Annotated in this window: 24 protein-coding genes and 1 tRNA gene; 6 read left to right on the forward strand and 19 right to left on the reverse strand. The window is 72.0% G+C overall.

Annotation, left to right across the window (positions count from 1 at the left end; translation table 11 throughout):
- The first annotated feature begins 161 nt into the window (after positions 1-161).
- From ACH4F6_RS37855 to ACH4F6_RS37870, 4 genes are read left to right on the forward strand one after another with little or no spacing between them, the layout of a single operon-like run.
- A complete protein-coding gene (locus ACH4F6_RS37855; protein WP_397965076.1) occupies positions 162-497 on the forward strand; it encodes a hypothetical protein in 336 nt (111 codons plus the stop codon).
- Entirely contained in the window at positions 494-1537 is a 1044-nt protein-coding gene (locus tag ACH4F6_RS37860) for a hypothetical protein (protein WP_397965077.1), read from the forward strand. The genes ACH4F6_RS37855 and ACH4F6_RS37860 overlap by 4 nt, the downstream gene beginning before the upstream one ends.
- A gap of 20 nt (positions 1538-1557) precedes the next feature.
- Positions 1558-1815 carry a hypothetical protein gene (locus ACH4F6_RS37865; protein WP_397965079.1) on the forward strand — a complete coding sequence of 86 codons (258 nt, stop codon included), beginning with the start codon at positions 1558-1560 and terminating at the stop codon, positions 1813-1815.
- 34 nt (positions 1816-1849) lie between these two features.
- Complete coding sequence (locus ACH4F6_RS37870; RefSeq protein ID WP_397965081.1) at positions 1850-2932, forward strand: hypothetical protein; 1083 nt, start codon at positions 1850-1852, stop codon at positions 2930-2932.
- Between the two features lie 122 nt (positions 2933-3054).
- Here ACH4F6_RS37870 and ACH4F6_RS37875 read toward each other — a convergent pair whose 3' ends face one another.
- The 10 genes from ACH4F6_RS37875 to ACH4F6_RS37920 form a co-directional block, all read right to left on the reverse strand.
- Positions 3055-3459, reverse strand: a complete 405-nt coding sequence (locus ACH4F6_RS37875; RefSeq protein WP_397965082.1) for a WhiB family transcriptional regulator — start codon at positions 3457-3459, stop codon at positions 3055-3057.
- 312 nt (positions 3460-3771) lie between these two features.
- The gene (locus tag ACH4F6_RS37880) at positions 3772-4101 is read right to left on the reverse strand and encodes a hypothetical protein (protein WP_397965084.1); all 330 of its coding nucleotides are present in this window, start codon (positions 4099-4101) and stop codon (positions 3772-3774) included.
- Entirely contained in the window at positions 4098-5108 is a 1011-nt protein-coding gene (locus ACH4F6_RS37885) for a DUF3560 domain-containing protein (RefSeq protein ID WP_397965085.1), read from the reverse strand. Before ACH4F6_RS37885 ends, ACH4F6_RS37880 begins: the two co-directional genes overlap by 4 nt.
- Positions 5109-5261: 153 nt before the next feature.
- The gene (locus ACH4F6_RS37890; protein ID WP_397965087.1) at positions 5262-5690 is read right to left on the reverse strand and encodes a hypothetical protein; all 429 of its coding nucleotides are present in this window, start codon (positions 5688-5690) and stop codon (positions 5262-5264) included.
- 146 nt (positions 5691-5836) lie between these two features.
- Positions 5837-6127, reverse strand: coding sequence for a hypothetical protein (locus ACH4F6_RS37895; RefSeq protein ID WP_397965088.1), 291 nt, complete (start codon positions 6125-6127; stop codon positions 5837-5839).
- Positions 6128-6242: 115 nt separating this feature from the next.
- Complete coding sequence (locus tag ACH4F6_RS37900; protein ID WP_397965089.1) at positions 6243-7448, reverse strand: hypothetical protein; 1206 nt, start codon at positions 7446-7448, stop codon at positions 6243-6245.
- 107 nt (positions 7449-7555) lie between these two features.
- On the reverse strand, positions 7556-7786 hold the full coding sequence (locus tag ACH4F6_RS37905) for a hypothetical protein (protein ID WP_397965091.1): 231 nt from the start codon (positions 7784-7786) through the stop codon (positions 7556-7558).
- Positions 7787-7916: 130 nt separating this feature from the next.
- The gene (locus tag ACH4F6_RS37910; RefSeq protein ID WP_397965092.1) at positions 7917-8159 is read right to left on the reverse strand and encodes a hypothetical protein; all 243 of its coding nucleotides are present in this window, start codon (positions 8157-8159) and stop codon (positions 7917-7919) included.
- Positions 8160-8176: 17 nt separating this feature from the next.
- Positions 8177-8449, reverse strand: a complete 273-nt coding sequence (locus ACH4F6_RS37915) for a hypothetical protein (protein WP_397965094.1) — start codon at positions 8447-8449, stop codon at positions 8177-8179.
- Positions 8450-8482: 33 nt separating this feature from the next.
- The gene (locus ACH4F6_RS37920) at positions 8483-8683 is read right to left on the reverse strand and encodes a hypothetical protein (RefSeq protein ID WP_397965096.1); all 201 of its coding nucleotides are present in this window, start codon (positions 8681-8683) and stop codon (positions 8483-8485) included.
- Positions 8684-8785: 102 nt separating this feature from the next.
- Here ACH4F6_RS37920 and ACH4F6_RS37925 point away from each other — a divergent pair, with 102 nt between their 5' ends.
- Together ACH4F6_RS37925 and ACH4F6_RS37930 are read left to right on the forward strand one after the other, a co-directional pair.
- Positions 8786-9580, forward strand: coding sequence for a ParA family protein (locus ACH4F6_RS37925; RefSeq protein WP_397965097.1), 795 nt, complete (start codon positions 8786-8788; stop codon positions 9578-9580).
- On the forward strand, positions 9577-10392 hold the full coding sequence (locus ACH4F6_RS37930; protein WP_397965098.1) for a hypothetical protein: 816 nt from the start codon (positions 9577-9579) through the stop codon (positions 10390-10392). The genes ACH4F6_RS37925 and ACH4F6_RS37930 overlap by 4 nt, the downstream gene beginning before the upstream one ends.
- Positions 10393-10445: 53 nt before the next feature.
- Here ACH4F6_RS37930 and ACH4F6_RS37935 read toward each other — a convergent pair whose 3' ends face one another.
- From ACH4F6_RS37935 to ACH4F6_RS37975, 9 genes are all read right to left on the reverse strand, one after another.
- The gene (locus tag ACH4F6_RS37935; RefSeq protein ID WP_397965099.1) at positions 10446-10868 is read right to left on the reverse strand and encodes a hypothetical protein; all 423 of its coding nucleotides are present in this window, start codon (positions 10866-10868) and stop codon (positions 10446-10448) included.
- The gene (locus ACH4F6_RS37940; protein WP_397965100.1) at positions 10861-11154 is read right to left on the reverse strand and encodes a hypothetical protein; all 294 of its coding nucleotides are present in this window, start codon (positions 11152-11154) and stop codon (positions 10861-10863) included. Before ACH4F6_RS37940 ends, ACH4F6_RS37935 begins: the two co-directional genes overlap by 8 nt.
- An 18-nt stretch (positions 11155-11172) precedes the next feature.
- Positions 11173-11634, reverse strand: coding sequence for a hypothetical protein (locus ACH4F6_RS37945; RefSeq protein ID WP_397965101.1), 462 nt, complete (start codon positions 11632-11634; stop codon positions 11173-11175).
- Between the two features lie 18 nt (positions 11635-11652).
- Positions 11653-12327, reverse strand: a complete 675-nt coding sequence (locus ACH4F6_RS37950; protein WP_397965103.1) for a hypothetical protein — start codon at positions 12325-12327, stop codon at positions 11653-11655.
- A 36-nt stretch (positions 12328-12363) separates the two neighbouring features.
- Positions 12364-12465: transfer RNA gene (locus tag ACH4F6_RS37955), tRNA-OTHER, on the reverse strand.
- A gap of 37 nt (positions 12466-12502) precedes the next feature.
- Positions 12503-13411 (reverse strand): DUF262 domain-containing protein, encoded by a 909-nt coding sequence (locus tag ACH4F6_RS37960; RefSeq protein ID WP_397965104.1) that lies wholly within the window; start codon positions 13409-13411, stop codon positions 12503-12505.
- A 106-nt stretch (positions 13412-13517) separates the two neighbouring features.
- Positions 13518-14051 (reverse strand): hypothetical protein, encoded by a 534-nt coding sequence (locus ACH4F6_RS37965; protein WP_397965105.1) that lies wholly within the window; start codon positions 14049-14051, stop codon positions 13518-13520.
- Between the two features lie 30 nt (positions 14052-14081).
- Positions 14082-14279, reverse strand: a complete 198-nt coding sequence (locus ACH4F6_RS37970) for a hypothetical protein (protein ID WP_397965106.1) — start codon at positions 14277-14279, stop codon at positions 14082-14084.
- 122 nt (positions 14280-14401) lie between these two features.
- Positions 14402-14716 carry a hypothetical protein gene (locus ACH4F6_RS37975; protein WP_397965108.1) on the reverse strand — a complete coding sequence of 105 codons (315 nt, stop codon included), beginning with the start codon at positions 14714-14716 and terminating at the stop codon, positions 14402-14404.
- Between the last annotated feature and the right edge of the window lie 4 nt (positions 14717-14720).

A 14720-nucleotide genomic window follows, 5' to 3' on the forward strand; every position in this document is an offset into this window, starting at 1 on the left:
GTCCAGGTCGCCCGAGAGGCCGCCGAGCGCCTGGCACAGGACCTCGTGGAGGCCCGCCGGCGCACGTCGGAGATTCTGGAAATCTCGCGTACCCTGCACCGGCTGGGCGAGAGAAACCACTTCGCCCCATTGATCCGTGATGCGCTGGGGGGCAAGTTCCGATGACGGCCGGTGAGGCGGTGAACCTCTGGGGCAGCATCCTCGCCCTCGCGGGGTCCCTCGCCTTCGTCGCCGTCTACAGCCTGCTCGCACGGTGGTGGCGGGACGCCGTCGGCCGGCTCCTCGTCATCAAGGCCCTGGCCGTCGCCGCGTTCATGGCCATATCCATCAGCGTGACCCTGCTGCGGGGGGACATCGAGGCCCTGCGCACCGTGCGCGGCATCCTCGCGGGCCTGTTCGGGACGCTGATGCTCTACCAGGCGTGGCTCGTCGGCCATATGCAGACCAAGGGGGCGCACATGACGTCCGGCTCTCACGAGAGGCACGGGAACCCATGACGACCAGGACCGGACCGCAGACCTACCCGGGCGCCTCCACCGCCTACTGGTACGGGGACGACTACGACGGCTCCGCGATGGAGGTCAACGTCGTCGTCCTGCACACCACCGAGGGCGCCACCCTCCCCGGCTACGGCGGCGGCGCCTCCGCGCCCACCCTGACCGCCGTCCCCGACTTCGCCGCGAAGCGGCTGCGCTGGTACCAGCACTTCGGCATCGACACCTCCGCCCGCGCCCTGCTCAACCTGCCGGGCGGGGTGGAGACGAACACGGCCAACGTCTGCCAGGTGGAACTCGTCGGCACCTGCGACCCGGCCACTCACGCCCGGTGGGCCAAGGCGGGTATCGCCCACATCTACTGGCCCGAGGCACCGGAGTGGGCGCTGCAAGGCGTGGCCGACTTCCTCCGGTGGATGAACGCCGAGCACGGCGTGCCGCTCACCGGCCCCTCGCAGTGGCCCGCCTACCCGTCGTCCTACGGGGCGACGAGTGCCCGCCTGACCTTCAGCCAGTGGCGCACCTTCACGGGCGTCTGCGGCCACATGCACGTCCCGGAGAACCTCCACGGCGACCCGGGCTCCATCGACTTCGCCCGGCTGCTGACCCTCGCCCGGGGCACGGACGAGCCGGCCGCCGAGACCCCGACCCCGGAGGACGACATGCCGCAGATGCTCAACGAGTCCAACGCCAAGGACGTCGCCCTGAAGTCAGGTGTGTGGACCGGCCTCGCCCTGACCGACGCCGTCCTGCACACCGGCCCCCGGCTGCACGACACCCTCGTGCACGTCACCCTGGACGACGCCGCCGCGCCGGAGACGAAGGTGGAGGGCCGGTTCTACCTGACCGACACCTCCGGGTCGTCCCCGAGCGCCTACCAGATCGTCACGCGGCGCGGCGGCGGCGGACACCAGTTCGCGCTGTCCGGGGTCATACCCGCCGACCGCCACCTGCGGTTCGAGATCCGCGTGACCACCCCCGACGGCTCCCCGGTCACGCTGCTGCACCGCACCGTGTCCGGCCCGTACTGGGCCGCAGCCTGATCACCGAAGGGACGAGGACCATGTCGCAGGAAGCGCGCATGCGGGCCGTCATCGACGCCGCCGTGGCGGAGGCCACCCGGCCGCTGGAGGAGCGCCTGGACGCCCTGGAGGCCCGTGTGGCGGCCGTACAGGACGGCGGCGGCGCACCGGACGCCACGGAGCCCAAGAGGCCGTCCACGGGCCGTACAGCCAAGGCCAGGGCGGCCACGAGCAGCAAGGCCGGGACGGACGAGAGCACGACGGCCGGGACGGACGAGAGCACGACGGCCGGGCAGTAGACCCGGCGAGGACCAGGGAGCGAGGAACCGAGGAATGCGCGTCGTCACCTACCCCGCCGACACCGGCGGCTGCGGGTACTTCCGGATCATCTGGGCCGCTGAACTGCTCGCGGCGGCCGGCCACGACGTGGAGATCCGCCCGCCCGTAGACCGGGGACTGAAGCTGAAGATCGGCCCGGACGACCATGTCGCCGACGTCCTGGACGTGGACGACGTGGACGTCCTGGTCTTCCAGCGCCTCACCCACCAGTGGATGTCGGAGGCCGTGCCGCTGCTGCGGGCCAAGGGCATCGCCGTGGTGGTGGACGTGGACGACGACCTCGCCGCGTGCCACCCACGCAATCCCGCGTACGAGTCGATGCACCCGCGCTTCGCCGGCCGGGCCGTGGGCCGGGGACAGATCCACCGGCACTCCTGGCAGCACCTCGCCGCCGCATGCCGTGAGGCGACGCTGGTGACCGTTTCCACGCCGGCGCTGCTCGAGCGCTACGCCCGGCACGGGCGCGGCCACGTGATCTACAACCACCTGCCGGACATCTACTACGGCCGGCCGCGCGCCGACTCGGGCATCCTCGGCTGGCCGGCCGCGCTCGCCTCGCACCCGGACGACCCGGCCGTCCTCGGCGGTGCCGTCGCGCGCCTGGTGTCCGAGGGTGCGGACTTCCGCGTCGTCGGCGACCCGACTGGCGTCGGGGCCGCGTTCGGTCTCACCCGGGACCCGCAGGGACGTACAGGCATCGACCCGGCCGGGTGGCCGGCGGCCGTGGCGGAGCTGGGCGTCGGGATCGCCCCGCTGGCGGACACCCGGTTCAACACCTGCAAGTCGTGGCTGAAGCCGCTCGAGATGAGCGCGCTCGGGGTGCCGTGGGTGGGCTCGCCCCGGGCGGAGTACGCCCGGCTGCATCGTATGGGCGCCGGCATCCTCGCCGACACGCCCCGGCGCTGGTACCGGGAGATGCGGCGCCTGGTGGACTCCCCGTCGCTGCGCGAGGAACGGGCGGAGGCGGGCCGCGAGGTCGCCGAGGGCCTGCGGCTGTCCGCCAACGCCTGGCGGTGGTGGGAGGCGTGGGAGAGGGCGCGCGAGGTGCAGAAAGCGTCCAGGGTGTGCGCGGCGTGAGAAGGAATTGCCACTGAGGCAAAGTTCACCTAATTAGGCCGGGCGGCCACTCACTGAGCGGACCGCCCGGCCATTACGTTACTTCTACTGACGGCCCTCCCTGTTGCGAGCAGGGAGGGCCGTCAGGCCGCCGGCCGCGCCTGGGCGCGGGGGCGGGGCTGTGCGGCTGAGCTGGTCAGCCAGGACAGGCCGCAGGCCAGGCAGAGCGCGTCGTCGCTCCCCGCCATGTTGATGACCCTGCGGGACTCGCACGACGGGCACTTGACCCGGTCTTTCTTGGCACGCAGACGCCGGCGCTCGGCCGTGTCCGTCCCACCCCAATACCCACGCTGACCGTAAGTCAATGCATAGCGCAGGCATGTCGCCCGAACGGGGCACGGGTTGCAGTAGGCCCGCGCCTCCTCCAGGCCCTCGGGGTTCTCCTTGTCGGGGACGAACACTTCCAGCGGGGCGCCGTTGCACAGTGCCTCATCCTGCCAGCGGACCTCCGATGCTGCCCAGCCACTCGTGGCTCTCTGTACCACCATGGATCTCCTCGGACGCAGGGACACGTTCAGTACTGAACTATTGCCGTATGCACCCGGGATGTGGAGGGTGCACACACACATAAATGCGACCAGCACATAAAGTGAGAGACGTGTCTCCGATTGTGATGCGCCGCAGCTCAGGGACGGTGGCTTTCACAATTCGTCCACGTATTTGATCTTCATGGGCCCAACTCCGTTGCGGTTCGCGGCAGTTGCCCAGGGCAAGCCGGAGGCCCCGTCCCGGTCCCCCGGAACGGGGCCTCCACACCCACCGTGCAGAAGATCACTCAGCGCACAGTTCTGGCCAAGATTTCAGTCCGGGGCGCCCGCCCCGGTTCCCGGCCACGGCACGGGACTGCCCGCCTCGAGCCACGCGACCAGCTCCCGCAACGGCAGGGACCGCGCCAGCTCCGCCTCGGCGGCGTGGCGGGCGACGTCCGCGTCCATCTGCGCCCGGGTCTTCCAGCCCCGGGAGACCAGCCAGCCGTCGTACGCCTCGCCCAGGTCGCCCGTCGCGCCGGCGTCCACGTAGGAACGGGCGAACGAGGTTGCGTAGGGCTCCAGGGCGCCCAGGCGTCCCGCGCGGTCCGCCCAGAACCGCACCGCGCGCTCGCGCTCCTCTTCCTGCTCCACCGTGCTCATTCCGGTGCCCCCTCTCCTTCGGCCGTCCCGGCCGCTCGTCGCGTCTTGTCCGCCATCTCCTCGGCGCTCATCCGGCCGGTGACGCCGTCGTGGTACCCGGCCGTCCACGTCAGGTCCGGGTGCGGCCCGTCGCCCTTGCGCACCACGTTCCGCCCGATGGCGTTGAAGCCGTGCGGGATGGTCACGCTCTTGGGGTTGACCCGCAGCACCTCGTACCAGGTCCCCCGGTACCGCACGAAGTCCCCGCGCTTGAAGTCGGCCCGGGAGAAGACCTTGGCGCCCTCCGCCTCGTGCCGCTCGACCACGGCCCGCCAGTGGGCGAGCTGCTCATCGATCTCCGCGCGCTGCCGCTCCAGCTCCCGCGCGTAGTCGGACCCCGGGGTGCAGCGGGACAGGGACCGCTCGACGCGCCGGCGGTCGGCCTCGAGACCGTCGATACGGCGCAGGGTGCGCCCCAAATCGTTGCGGCGCCCGGCGTAACCGGCCGCCGTCTCGGCCCGCGACGCGTTGTGCTCGGCGCGCTTGCCCCCGTCGATGTGGCGGCGCATCCCGGAGTCCATCCGCGCCAGGGCCCGGCGGTGGGCGCCCTCGGAGTGGTGGCCGCGCAGGACGGGCTGTCCCGGCGGGATGTGCTCGGCGACGGCGTGGGCCGACCGGTAGCCCGCATCCGACGCGGCCTGCGCGCGGCCGGCCCGCTCGGCGTACCGCTCCGCGCGGTCCTCGGCGCGCTGCTCCCGCTCCGCCTCCGCCTCGGCGAACGACCGCGCGGTGCCCTCGTCGACCGTGACCTCAACGGTCCAGCCGGCCGCCTCCAGGGCCGCCTTCGCCCCGTTGATGCGCCACATCTGCGCGGCCCGGTCCCGGGAGCGGGTGATGCCCAGGCACCCCAGCGAGGGGAACCAGCGGAATCCGAACGGCCGGGCGAGGTCCAGGACGCCGTCGCCCTTGGAGGAACCTTCCAGCAGAGTGCCGTCGGCTCGGGTGTGAGTGATGGTGATAGTGCCCATGAGGGCCTCCCCTGTTCCTTGGTCCAGTGGTACCGGCGCCCCGTCCAGGGGGTGGGTGGACGGGGCGCCGCCGGCCGCAGCCCGGTGGGGGACAGGCCACGGCGTACCGGCACGGAGTGTGCCGGAGAACATGCGGATCGCCGAACGGCCTGGTCAGACCGTCAGTTCCGCGTCCAGGCGGCGCAGGTGGACGGCGATGTCTTGTCGCGCCTCGGACGAGAGCATGAGGGCGACGCCCCCGGCCCTGCCGCGTGCCCCGACCCGTACCCGGGCGGTGCCGAACGGCAGGACGCAGTCCAGCCGCGCCCACGTGTGCGTGCTCCAGACGGTGGCCCGCTCGTCGCCGAACACGGCCAGGTGCCGGCCGTACAGCGTCCCCGGGCGGTCCCCGAGGGCGACCGGCTGCGCCTCGCCGGCGAACCACGCGCCCAGCGGGAGCAGCCACGACCGGTCCAGGATCACGCTGCTGTGTGCCCCGGAGTCCCGGTGCCACACGGTCAGAACGGCCTTGCCGTCGTCACCGGTCGGCGCGAGCCGCAGCGCGGTCCCCCGGACGTTGCCGGGAATCTCGAATGCGTCCATGAGTCCCGCTTTCCTTGGTCGGGTGCCATGAGGGGTGGCGTGCTCCCGGCCGGTCACGATCCGGCACCTCCGGGCCGTGTGGCCCGACGGACATCCGTTATCCCACGGGAGCGGGTTGGGGCCGAACGGCCCCGGGGCGGTGCGGGTCAGCCGTCCAGCTCGACGCCGGGCCAGTAGGCGACGACGCCGAAGCCCATCGAGTCGGTGTGGGTCTTGCGGGCCAGGTCCAGCGCGTCCTCGCCCCGGCCGTCCTCGGACAGCCCCAGCGCGAGGGAGACCAGGAACTCGGTCAGCTTGCCGGTGTCGGGCAGGTCGATGGCGAAGCAGGTGCCGCCGTACATACCCCGGCCGCTGTACGCCTCGCGGATCGTGTAGTCGTCCTCGTACAGGTCGATGTTCTCGGCGGCGGCGATGATGTCCTCGCGGGAGAGCTGCATGGTCGGTTCCTCATTCCTTGGTCTGCCGGGCCGGCGTCCCCGTCCCGATGACTTAATTAAATCATAGGGTCCCGGGGTCGGCAACCCCGGGGCCCAGATTCCGCGTGACCTGCGGTCAGCTCGTTACGCGGATCGGCATGTGCAGGAGACGGAACCCGTCGCCGGCGACCGACGCGCCGTCGGTGAGGAGAAACGGCTTAGTCGGCGTCTGCGCGTGCAGCACCAGCGTGTCCCCGGCGAACGTGCCGAGGGCGTCCAGCAGAAACAGCCCGTTGACGATCAGGGGCCCGTCCAGCGCGCGGCCGGCCAGCAGCTCGCCGGCGGTGGCGATGCCCCGCACCTTCGGCTGCTCCACCGGGTCCTCCATGCCCGGGGAGACCGTGATGCCGTCCGGACCGAACTTCAGGTGGACGCGCGGCCCCTTGGACAGGCCCTTGGCCTTGGACAGGGCGGTCGCCTTGCGCACCGCACGCACCAGCGCCTCGCGGTCGGCCCGGACGGACAGCGGCGTCGCCTCCGTCGGGATGATGTCCCACACCTTCGGGAAGTCGCTCGCGTCCGCCGTGGCGCGCGTGGTGATCGTCACCGGACCGACGGTGAACGTGATCCAGTCGGATCCCGTGTCCACCCCGACCGTGACCGGGCCCGTGTGCTTGCCCAGCAACTTGGTGACCTTGTCCAGCAGCCAGCTGGGAACCATGGCCTCCGTCACCGCCCCGTCGCCGGTCGCGTCCACCTCGGCCACGGCCAGGCGGTAGCGGTCGGTCGCTGACAGGCGCAGCACCCCGTCGGCGATGCGCAGGTGAACGTGCGTCAGCGCCGGCAAGGTCAGGTCGGTCCCGGTGGCGGGCAGGACGCGGGCCACCTGGCGGAACCACTCCGCACCGTCCACGGTGACCTGCGCCGGCGCGTCCGGCGGGAACGCCGGGTATTCGGCCGGCTTGAGCGTGTCCAGCGGCACCGTGAAGTCGTCGGTGGAGAGCACGGTGCCGTCCACGGTGATCCGGGTAGCTGCCGCGACGGCCGCCTTCTCGCCGGCCACCGACGCGGCCAGCACGTCCCGCAGTCCGTGGAAGTGGAGCAGGCTGAGGCCGTCGTCGCCGGCCTCGCCGTCGACGCGGACCGACACGGAGGTCTCGTAGTCGAACCCGCGCAGGGTGAGCACGCCGTCCCGCGTCTCGGCCATCACACCGCCCAGGACCGGGACGGTGGGGCGCGGAGCGATGCCGAGGGCCACGACTTTCAAAGCGTCGGACAGTTCGCGGTGGGTGGCGGTGAAGCGGGCTTGAGCGTCGGCCGGGGCCTTCGTCGGGGTCGTCATGCTTTCCTCATTCCCTGTTCCTTGGTCGGCGAATGGCCATGATTTAATTAAACCACAGGGCCCCGGGATCGACAACCCCGGGGCCCTGTCTCTTTCGTGCCGGTCCGTCAGACCTTGTCGGCCCTGTCCCGCTCGCAGTCCTCGTCCCGGTCGGCCGGCGTGCGCGTGGCCAGGGCGACGATGACGGCTGCGGCGCCCAGCGCCGTGCACGCGGCGGACAGCAGCCCGGTCGCCACGGCGAGGCCGCTTGCGCCGGAGTCGGCCGCGCCGGCCGCCGCCACGGCGGTACCGGATCCGGTGGCCAGCAGGCCCGCCCCGAGTCGCATGGTCTTCCTCATGGTCCGTTTCCTCGTTCCTTGGTCGGTGGTGCTCTCAGCCCCGGTGCATCACATGCGAGCAGTTCCACTCGGGCAGACAGTCGGGAACGTTACGCTCCCGGCCGTCCAGGCAGACGGCGCACAGGTGGCCCTAGTTCGGGTTGTCGAGCACGGCCTGCGAGGGCAGGCCCACGGCGTCGTCCTCCAGGAACGCCCGGGGGAACGCCATCCCGTCGTGGACGTAGATGTCCCCGCGCCCGGTCTTCCAGGTCCACACCCGGCCGAACCGGTCGGTGATGTCCGGGTGCTCGGCGCGCTCCAGCTCGGCCAGTGCCTCGCGTGCGGTCCGCCACTCGTCGATCAGCCTTCCCACGGCCTCGGTCGCTTCGCTCATCGGTTTCGCGTTCCTCTCTAGTTGCTCAGGGCGGAGCGGTGCTGTTCCTCGACGCCGATCCATGAGACGTCGAGCAGGGTCCGGCCCTCGGGGCAGTCGGCCCGGTCGTCGTCGCGGCAGGCGGCGCAGGCGGTGACGTGCACGTGGTAGTCGGTGAACGCACCGTAGTACGGCAGCACCTCCAGCAGCCGCCGCTCCGGGACGCCGAGGGCGCGCAGGGCCGCGCGGTTCTCCATCTCGGCGGCGTCCGTCATGTCGGCCGTGTCCCACTGGGTCCAGATCGTCCGCATCGCTTCCTCGTTCCGTGGTCCGTGGTCTTCAGGTCAGCCGGCTCGCCGGGCCAGTTCCCGCAGGATGGCCTCGTAGCTCAGTTCGTCCTCGCGGGTGCGACCGGCGAGATTGCTCGGGGCGTAGGCGTCCCGGTAGCCCTGGAGCTGACCGAGGTTCAGCCTCGCCGTGTTCTTCGCGGTCGCGGCGAGCAGGCGTTCCTCGTCCTCCGTGAACTCGGGATCCGGGGTGTCCATCGTGGGTTCCTTCCGTCTGTATCCGATGACTTAATTAAATCAGAGGCTTCCGGCGGGGGCAATACCCGTGCGGGCCCGAAGCGGCGGATAAGCTCCGCCGACATGACCACCACACGCACGCGCATCACCGCCGTCACCAACCAGAAGGGCGGCGTCGGCAAGACCGCAACGACCATCGGCGTGGCCGGGGCCCTCGCCGAAGCGGGGAGCAACGTTCTCGTCGTCGACCTGGACCCCCAGGGCCACCTCACCGACGGACTCAAGGTCCCGCAGGCCCCGTCCGGCCCCGGCGCCGCCAACATCTACCGCGCGCTGGTCGGCGAGCACACTGGTCTGGACGGCCTGCTCGTCCGGCACTCCGAGCCGGCCGGCGCACTGGACGTCGTCCCCAACGCGTTCGAGATGTTCATGGCCGTCCGCGACGTCGACAAGGTCAAGGCCCGCGAGCAGCGGCTGGCCAAGCTGCTCGTCCACACGCGCGGCCTGTACGACCACGTCCTCATCGACCCCCCGCCGTCCCTGGACATCCTCACCGACAACGCGCTCACGGCCGCCGACGGCGTGCTCATCCCGGTGGAAGCCGAGGACTCCAGTCTCAAGGCGCTGGAGCTGCTGCTGCCGCAAGTCGCCTCCGTGGACGCGGACCTGAGAGTGAAGCCGCTGGAGCTGCACGGCCTGGTCGTCAGCCGGCTGCGCCGGCCGGTCAACACCCTCGCCCGGTCCGTCCTGGACGAGTTCGGCAAACTGGACGGCCTGCCGGTCCTCGCCACGGTACCGCTGTCCGTCGTCGTCACCGAGGCGTGGCGGTACGGCCGGACACCGGTGGACTACGCGCCCGAGAGCGAGCACGCGCAGGCGTACCGGACGCTCGCCGGGGTGCTGGAGGCGGCCCGGTGAGCCCGAAGGAACTCCCGGCGCCCGGCCGCTCCGACGGCCTCACCGCGCTGCTGCGCGCCCGCCACAGCCCCGCCCCGGCCGTCCGCACGCCGGCCCCGGCGGATCCGTTCGCCCCGCACCCCGTCGACCCGGCCGCCGTCACGGGGACCGCCGAAGAGCGGCTGGCCGCGTTCGAGGCCGCCATCGACCGGGCCAAGGAGACCGCCGGGGCGACGCTCAAGGCGGCCCGCGCCCGGTTCGTCGTGGAGGCCGGTACCGCCCTGCGCGCCATCCGCGACGAGGATGGCGGGCTCTACAAGGTCACCCATGCCACGTTCGAGGAGTACATCGACGGCCGGTGGGACATGGACCGCACCCGCGCGTACCAGCTCATCGACGCCGCCCCGGTCATGCTCGTCATGTCGAAAATTTTCGACACGGCACCCGTGGAGTCCCACGCGCGTCTCCTCGCCCCGGTGCTGGAGACCCACGGCGAGCCCGCCGTGCGCGAGGTCTTCGCCGCCGTGCGGACGGCCGGGGAGAAGGTGACGGCGGCGGCGCTGCGGGACGCGGCGGACCGTCTCGGCTACGCCCCGCCGCAGGCGCCGGCCGCCGAGGACGACGGCGAGGACGTCTCGCCGGCCGAGCACACCCCGGCGCAGGCCCGCGCGCTGGTCCGCCTCGAGCAGGGTCTGGCGGCCCTGCGCGGCGCCCACCGGGCCCTGCGGGGCCGGGTCGTCCCGAACGCGGTCGCCGCCGACCCGGTGCGCGGCAGCGAGCTGGTGGCGGAGGTCGCCGACCTGGCCGCTAAGATCAGCCGTCTCGCGCAGTGAGGAAACGACGAAGCCCCGGAACCGTGAGGATCCGGGGCTTCGCGCCGGGCGGGTCAGGCCAGGACGTTCCGGCCGCACACGTCGGAGGGGTCCGCCGGGTCTCCGTGGGTACAGGTGCCGCCGTCGGGCAGGTCGTGGGCGTGCAAGGGCGTGAGCCCCACCCAGCCGTCGCCGTGCTCACGGCACAGCAGCACGCCCGGCCGGTGCGAGTTCCGGTACGCCACGACAGGGCCGTTGGCGAGACGCCGCAGCGACTCCAGGGCCGCCACGTCGGCGTCGCTGAACTCGTCGGCCCGGTCGTCCATGACCTCGCGGGCGCAGCCGACGGCGTAGCGCAGCATCGCGCGCTCGGCGTCGCCCAGGATTTCCTGGCGCACCTCGTCGCGGTAGGCGTCAAGCAGTTCACCGACCTCGCGGGCCGGCGTCAGCGCCCCTGCGGCTCGGGCGAGGGCGTCTCGCGCGGTGGTCTCAGGCATAACCGCCTCCCGGAAGCGGGTAGGTCTGGACGGTGGTGATGCCGTGTCGCTCGGCGAGGCGGACGCAGGCCGCGCAGTCGGCCGTGACCTCAGGTCGGGGCTCCAGGCCCCAGAAGTCCCGGTTCGGCTGGCACAGAACGTCCCCGACGTCGCGGCGAAGGCGCCCGCTGTTCAGCGGGGCGTTGAGCACCAGGTGGTATCCGCCCCGGCTGTTGGCGCCCTGGCGGGGGCTGTAGGCGTAGCGGACGTGCGCGGTGCCGTCCCAGGTTTCGGGCTTGTCGCTCATCACTCCTCGTTTCCATGGTCAGTCTGCGGGGTGGGCTGCGGCCAGGCATGCCGCGATGATGACGACGGCCGGGGTGTCGCGGGGGAAGTCGAGCACGGCCCCATTGGGACAAGTCAGCCCGGAGTCGTCGTTGGGGCTCGTCACGGCCCATACGGCGCCGTTCTTGCGCAGCAGGTGGCCGTCGTCGTCCCCGGTCCAGCCGTCAGCCTCCAGGGCCTCCGCGACATCCAGGCGGCCGTGCCACTCGCCGGGCTCCGGGCGCTGCACGGTCAGGTGCAGGGACACGGGGGAGTTGTCCGGCTCCGGGACGTACCGGTACCAGCCCAGGGCGTCCATGTCCGCGCTGTCGACGAACCGGCCGCGCATGGCGGGCTCGGGCACGAACCACGGCCCGTTGCCCGGGTCGTAGAACGCGAACAGACGCCGGTCGTGGGACAGACGGAACTCCCAGCCCTCGGGGACGGGCGGTCGGTCACTCATCGTTCCTCGTTTCCGTGGTCAGGGCCGCTCGGCGGCCGGGCGGTAGTCGTGGTCCACGCTGTCGTCCTCGCACAGGACACAGATGCCGGGCACCGCCGAGTCCCCGTCGCGGTGCGCGTACTCCGGATGGCCGCACGCGGCGCACGGCATGTCGGCGAGGCACCGTTCGCAGACGGCCAAGCCGTCCGGCGTCGGGCCCAGGACCTTGTAAAGCGTTTGCCCGCACAGCGCCTCGGCCTCGGCCGCGTACGGGGCCGGCCGATCTTCGTTGAGGATGTGCGCGTTGAGCCTGCTGCCGGAGTCCCCGTAGCGCGTCGGCTTCGGAAGCTCCAGCAGCGCCGGGTCCCATCCGTCCGGCAGGTTCTCGGCGAGCACGTCTGTCAGCCAGGCCGGCCGGTCCACGTAGCCGCGCGGACCGTCGTTGCGAGCCGTCTCCCACCCGGGAACCGCGATGGGCTTCCCGACGGCGCCCGACTTCAAGCGGCGCGGACCGATGACCGCGACGTAGGCCCTCGTGCGGTCACCGGAAGGCACCCCCTCGAAGCGCGTCAGGATGATCTCGACACGGGCCGGGAGGACCACCCGGCCGTTCGACGGGTCCGTGAGCGCGTTGCGGGAGGGCACTTCTACCGGGATCACCACCGTGGTCTGCACCGCCCTTCGGTACTCGTCGGGCAGAAAGTCGATGGTCATCGTTCCTCGCTTCCGTGGTCGTCGGTGGTCTGGTCGTGGTGGGCCCGCCCGGACTCGAACCGGAGTCTCCCGGAGCGCGTGGGAACCGACCAAGGCTCGCGCTCTACGGGTGCTCTGCCTGACTGAGCTACAGGGCCCCTCACCGGGATCGCGGCTCCCGGCCGGCCGTCGTGCGTCAGGCCCCGGCCACGCGGGCCGCGTTGGCCATGTCGGCTTCGGTCTGTTGCGTGCCGCCGCCGTTGACGAGCAGGTAGAACCGGGCCTCGTCGGCCTCGGTCGCGCAGTCCTTGGTCTCCGCGATCATGAGCCCGCACCGGCGCTTCACGAAGCGCATGCCCTTGTCCGTGAGACCGGTGAACCGGACGTACGGACCGTCCTCGGTGTCCTCGGTCCTGGCCACGTAGTCGGCGGGCAGCCAGGACGCGGGAACGGCGAACTCCCCTGCGAACCACATGCAGGCGGTGGTCAGCCGCTGCTTTCCGTCGATGCACGCCCAGATGCCCCGGCCGGTCTCGTACGGGTCGCGGTCCTCCCACCGGTCGGTGCCCCGGTGGGAGAGGATGACGACGCCGGCGGGCAGGCCGCGCAGCCAGGACTCCACCAGGGCGATGCGCTGGTCCAGCGTCCACACGCTGCCGCGCTGGTATGGCGGGTCCAGAAGCAGGCCGCCGTCCTTGATCTCCTGCACCCATCCGTACGCCTCGCGGTACGCCGGGCTCAGGCTGAGGTGTTCCAGCGGTTGTGCGGTCTGCCGGGTCACGGTCGGCTCGCCGACGGGCACCTCGTCCTCGTCGCACTCGCCGCACAGGGTGTCGTCGCCGGTCCGGCTGGGCTCGGTGGCCCACCGCTCACGGCACACGATGCACCGCTGCGGCCCCTTCACGGTCTCGCCGGTCGCCCGGTCGATGATCCTGATGTCCAGTTCGGCCCCGCGCCAGTTGGCGGCGCGCAGCGATTCGCGCATGTCGGCCTCGGCGGATCCCAGGGTCCAGTGCGCCGCGCGGAACGGCTTGCCGCCGTCCCAGGCGCGCACGACACCGTACGACTTGGTCTGGCCCTTGCTGTGGCCTCCGCCCTTGCCCATGGTCGGTTCCTCGTTCCCGGCCGGTCCGTCCGGCCCCTTGATTTAATTAAACCATAGGGCCCCGGGGTGCGCAACCCCGGGGCCCTGATCAGTTCGTGCCGGGCGGTCAGACGGCCGGCGTCTCGTGCTCGGTGACCCACTGCTGGGCGATGCCGCCGGCAAAGGTTCGGTACACCGTGCGCCCGGTGTCCCGGTCGATGACCCAGTGGCTCAGCGGCGGGCAGTGCGCGTAGCGGTCGTGGTGCGTGTAGTACCGGCCCCGGTCGCCGTCCACGGCGAGCAGGCGCAGCCGGTCGGCCGCGATGTACGGCCGTCCCCGCAGCCCCGCGCGCCGATGCCAGCCGCGTATGCCGTGCTCCTCGGCCCAGGCGTCCACGCGCGCCGCGTGCCACGGCCGGGTGTCGTCCGGGGCCGCGCCCTCCGCGCAGGCGAGCGCCTTGAACACCGTCGTCACGGGAGCACCATCGGCCTGGAGCTGTGCGGCCCGCACGGCGTGCTGGTGGGCGGCCTGGCGGGCCTTGCCCTCGTCGATGAGCCGGAAGGCAGTGTAGATGTCGATGTGCGCCTGGCCGGTGGCCAGGGGCCGCAGGTCTTCGCCGGTCGGCTTCGCCGGCGCCTCGGGGAGCTGGGACAGGTCCACGGCTGGTTCCTCGTTCCTTGGTCTGGACGGTCAGACGGCCGGCGGGGTGTCCGCGTCCCGCAGGCCGAGGTGCAGGCCCCGGTCCAGGCCGGCGCTGTAGACGCTCTGCACGGTGGCCACGGCCCGGTCGTACGGCACGCCCAGCCCGATCAGCTCGCTGGTGGCCGCCTCGATCTGGTCCATGGCGGCGATGAAGCCCGGGTCTGCGATGCGGTCGGCTGTGGTCACGGCGGGTTCCCTCCCTGGGTGCCTCTCGGCCGCACGGATCATACGGCCGAAGGCGGAAAATCGGTTCCTTGGTCAGTGGTCAGTGGTACGGGGCCCCGGCGCGGTGGCCGGGGCCAGGTGGTTCAGTGGGCGAGGGAGTCGATGCGGTCCAGGATCTCCACGGCCGTCCGGGACTGCGCCCAGCCGAGCGCGGGCCGGAGGGCGTCGTCGATGCAGAGCAGCATCCGGCGGGGCATGTGGGTCACGGAGCCGGCGTGCATGTCCCCGGCCGCCCGGCGCACCGCGTCCCAGCCGAAGCCGGCACCCTCGGGCCCGGCCGGCAGGTAGTTGCGGAGGTCGACGCCCTCGCCCTGGAGGAAGTTGCCGTACCGGCGCACCGCGAGACGGATCAGGTCGGCCTCGGTGTTGCTCTGGCAGGTGAAGGACACGGTCTGCATGGTC

The organism is Streptomyces sp. NPDC017936 (genome assembly GCF_044328485.1).
In the GTDB taxonomy this organism is placed as follows: Bacteria; Actinomycetota; Actinomycetes; order Streptomycetales; family Streptomycetaceae; genus Streptomyces.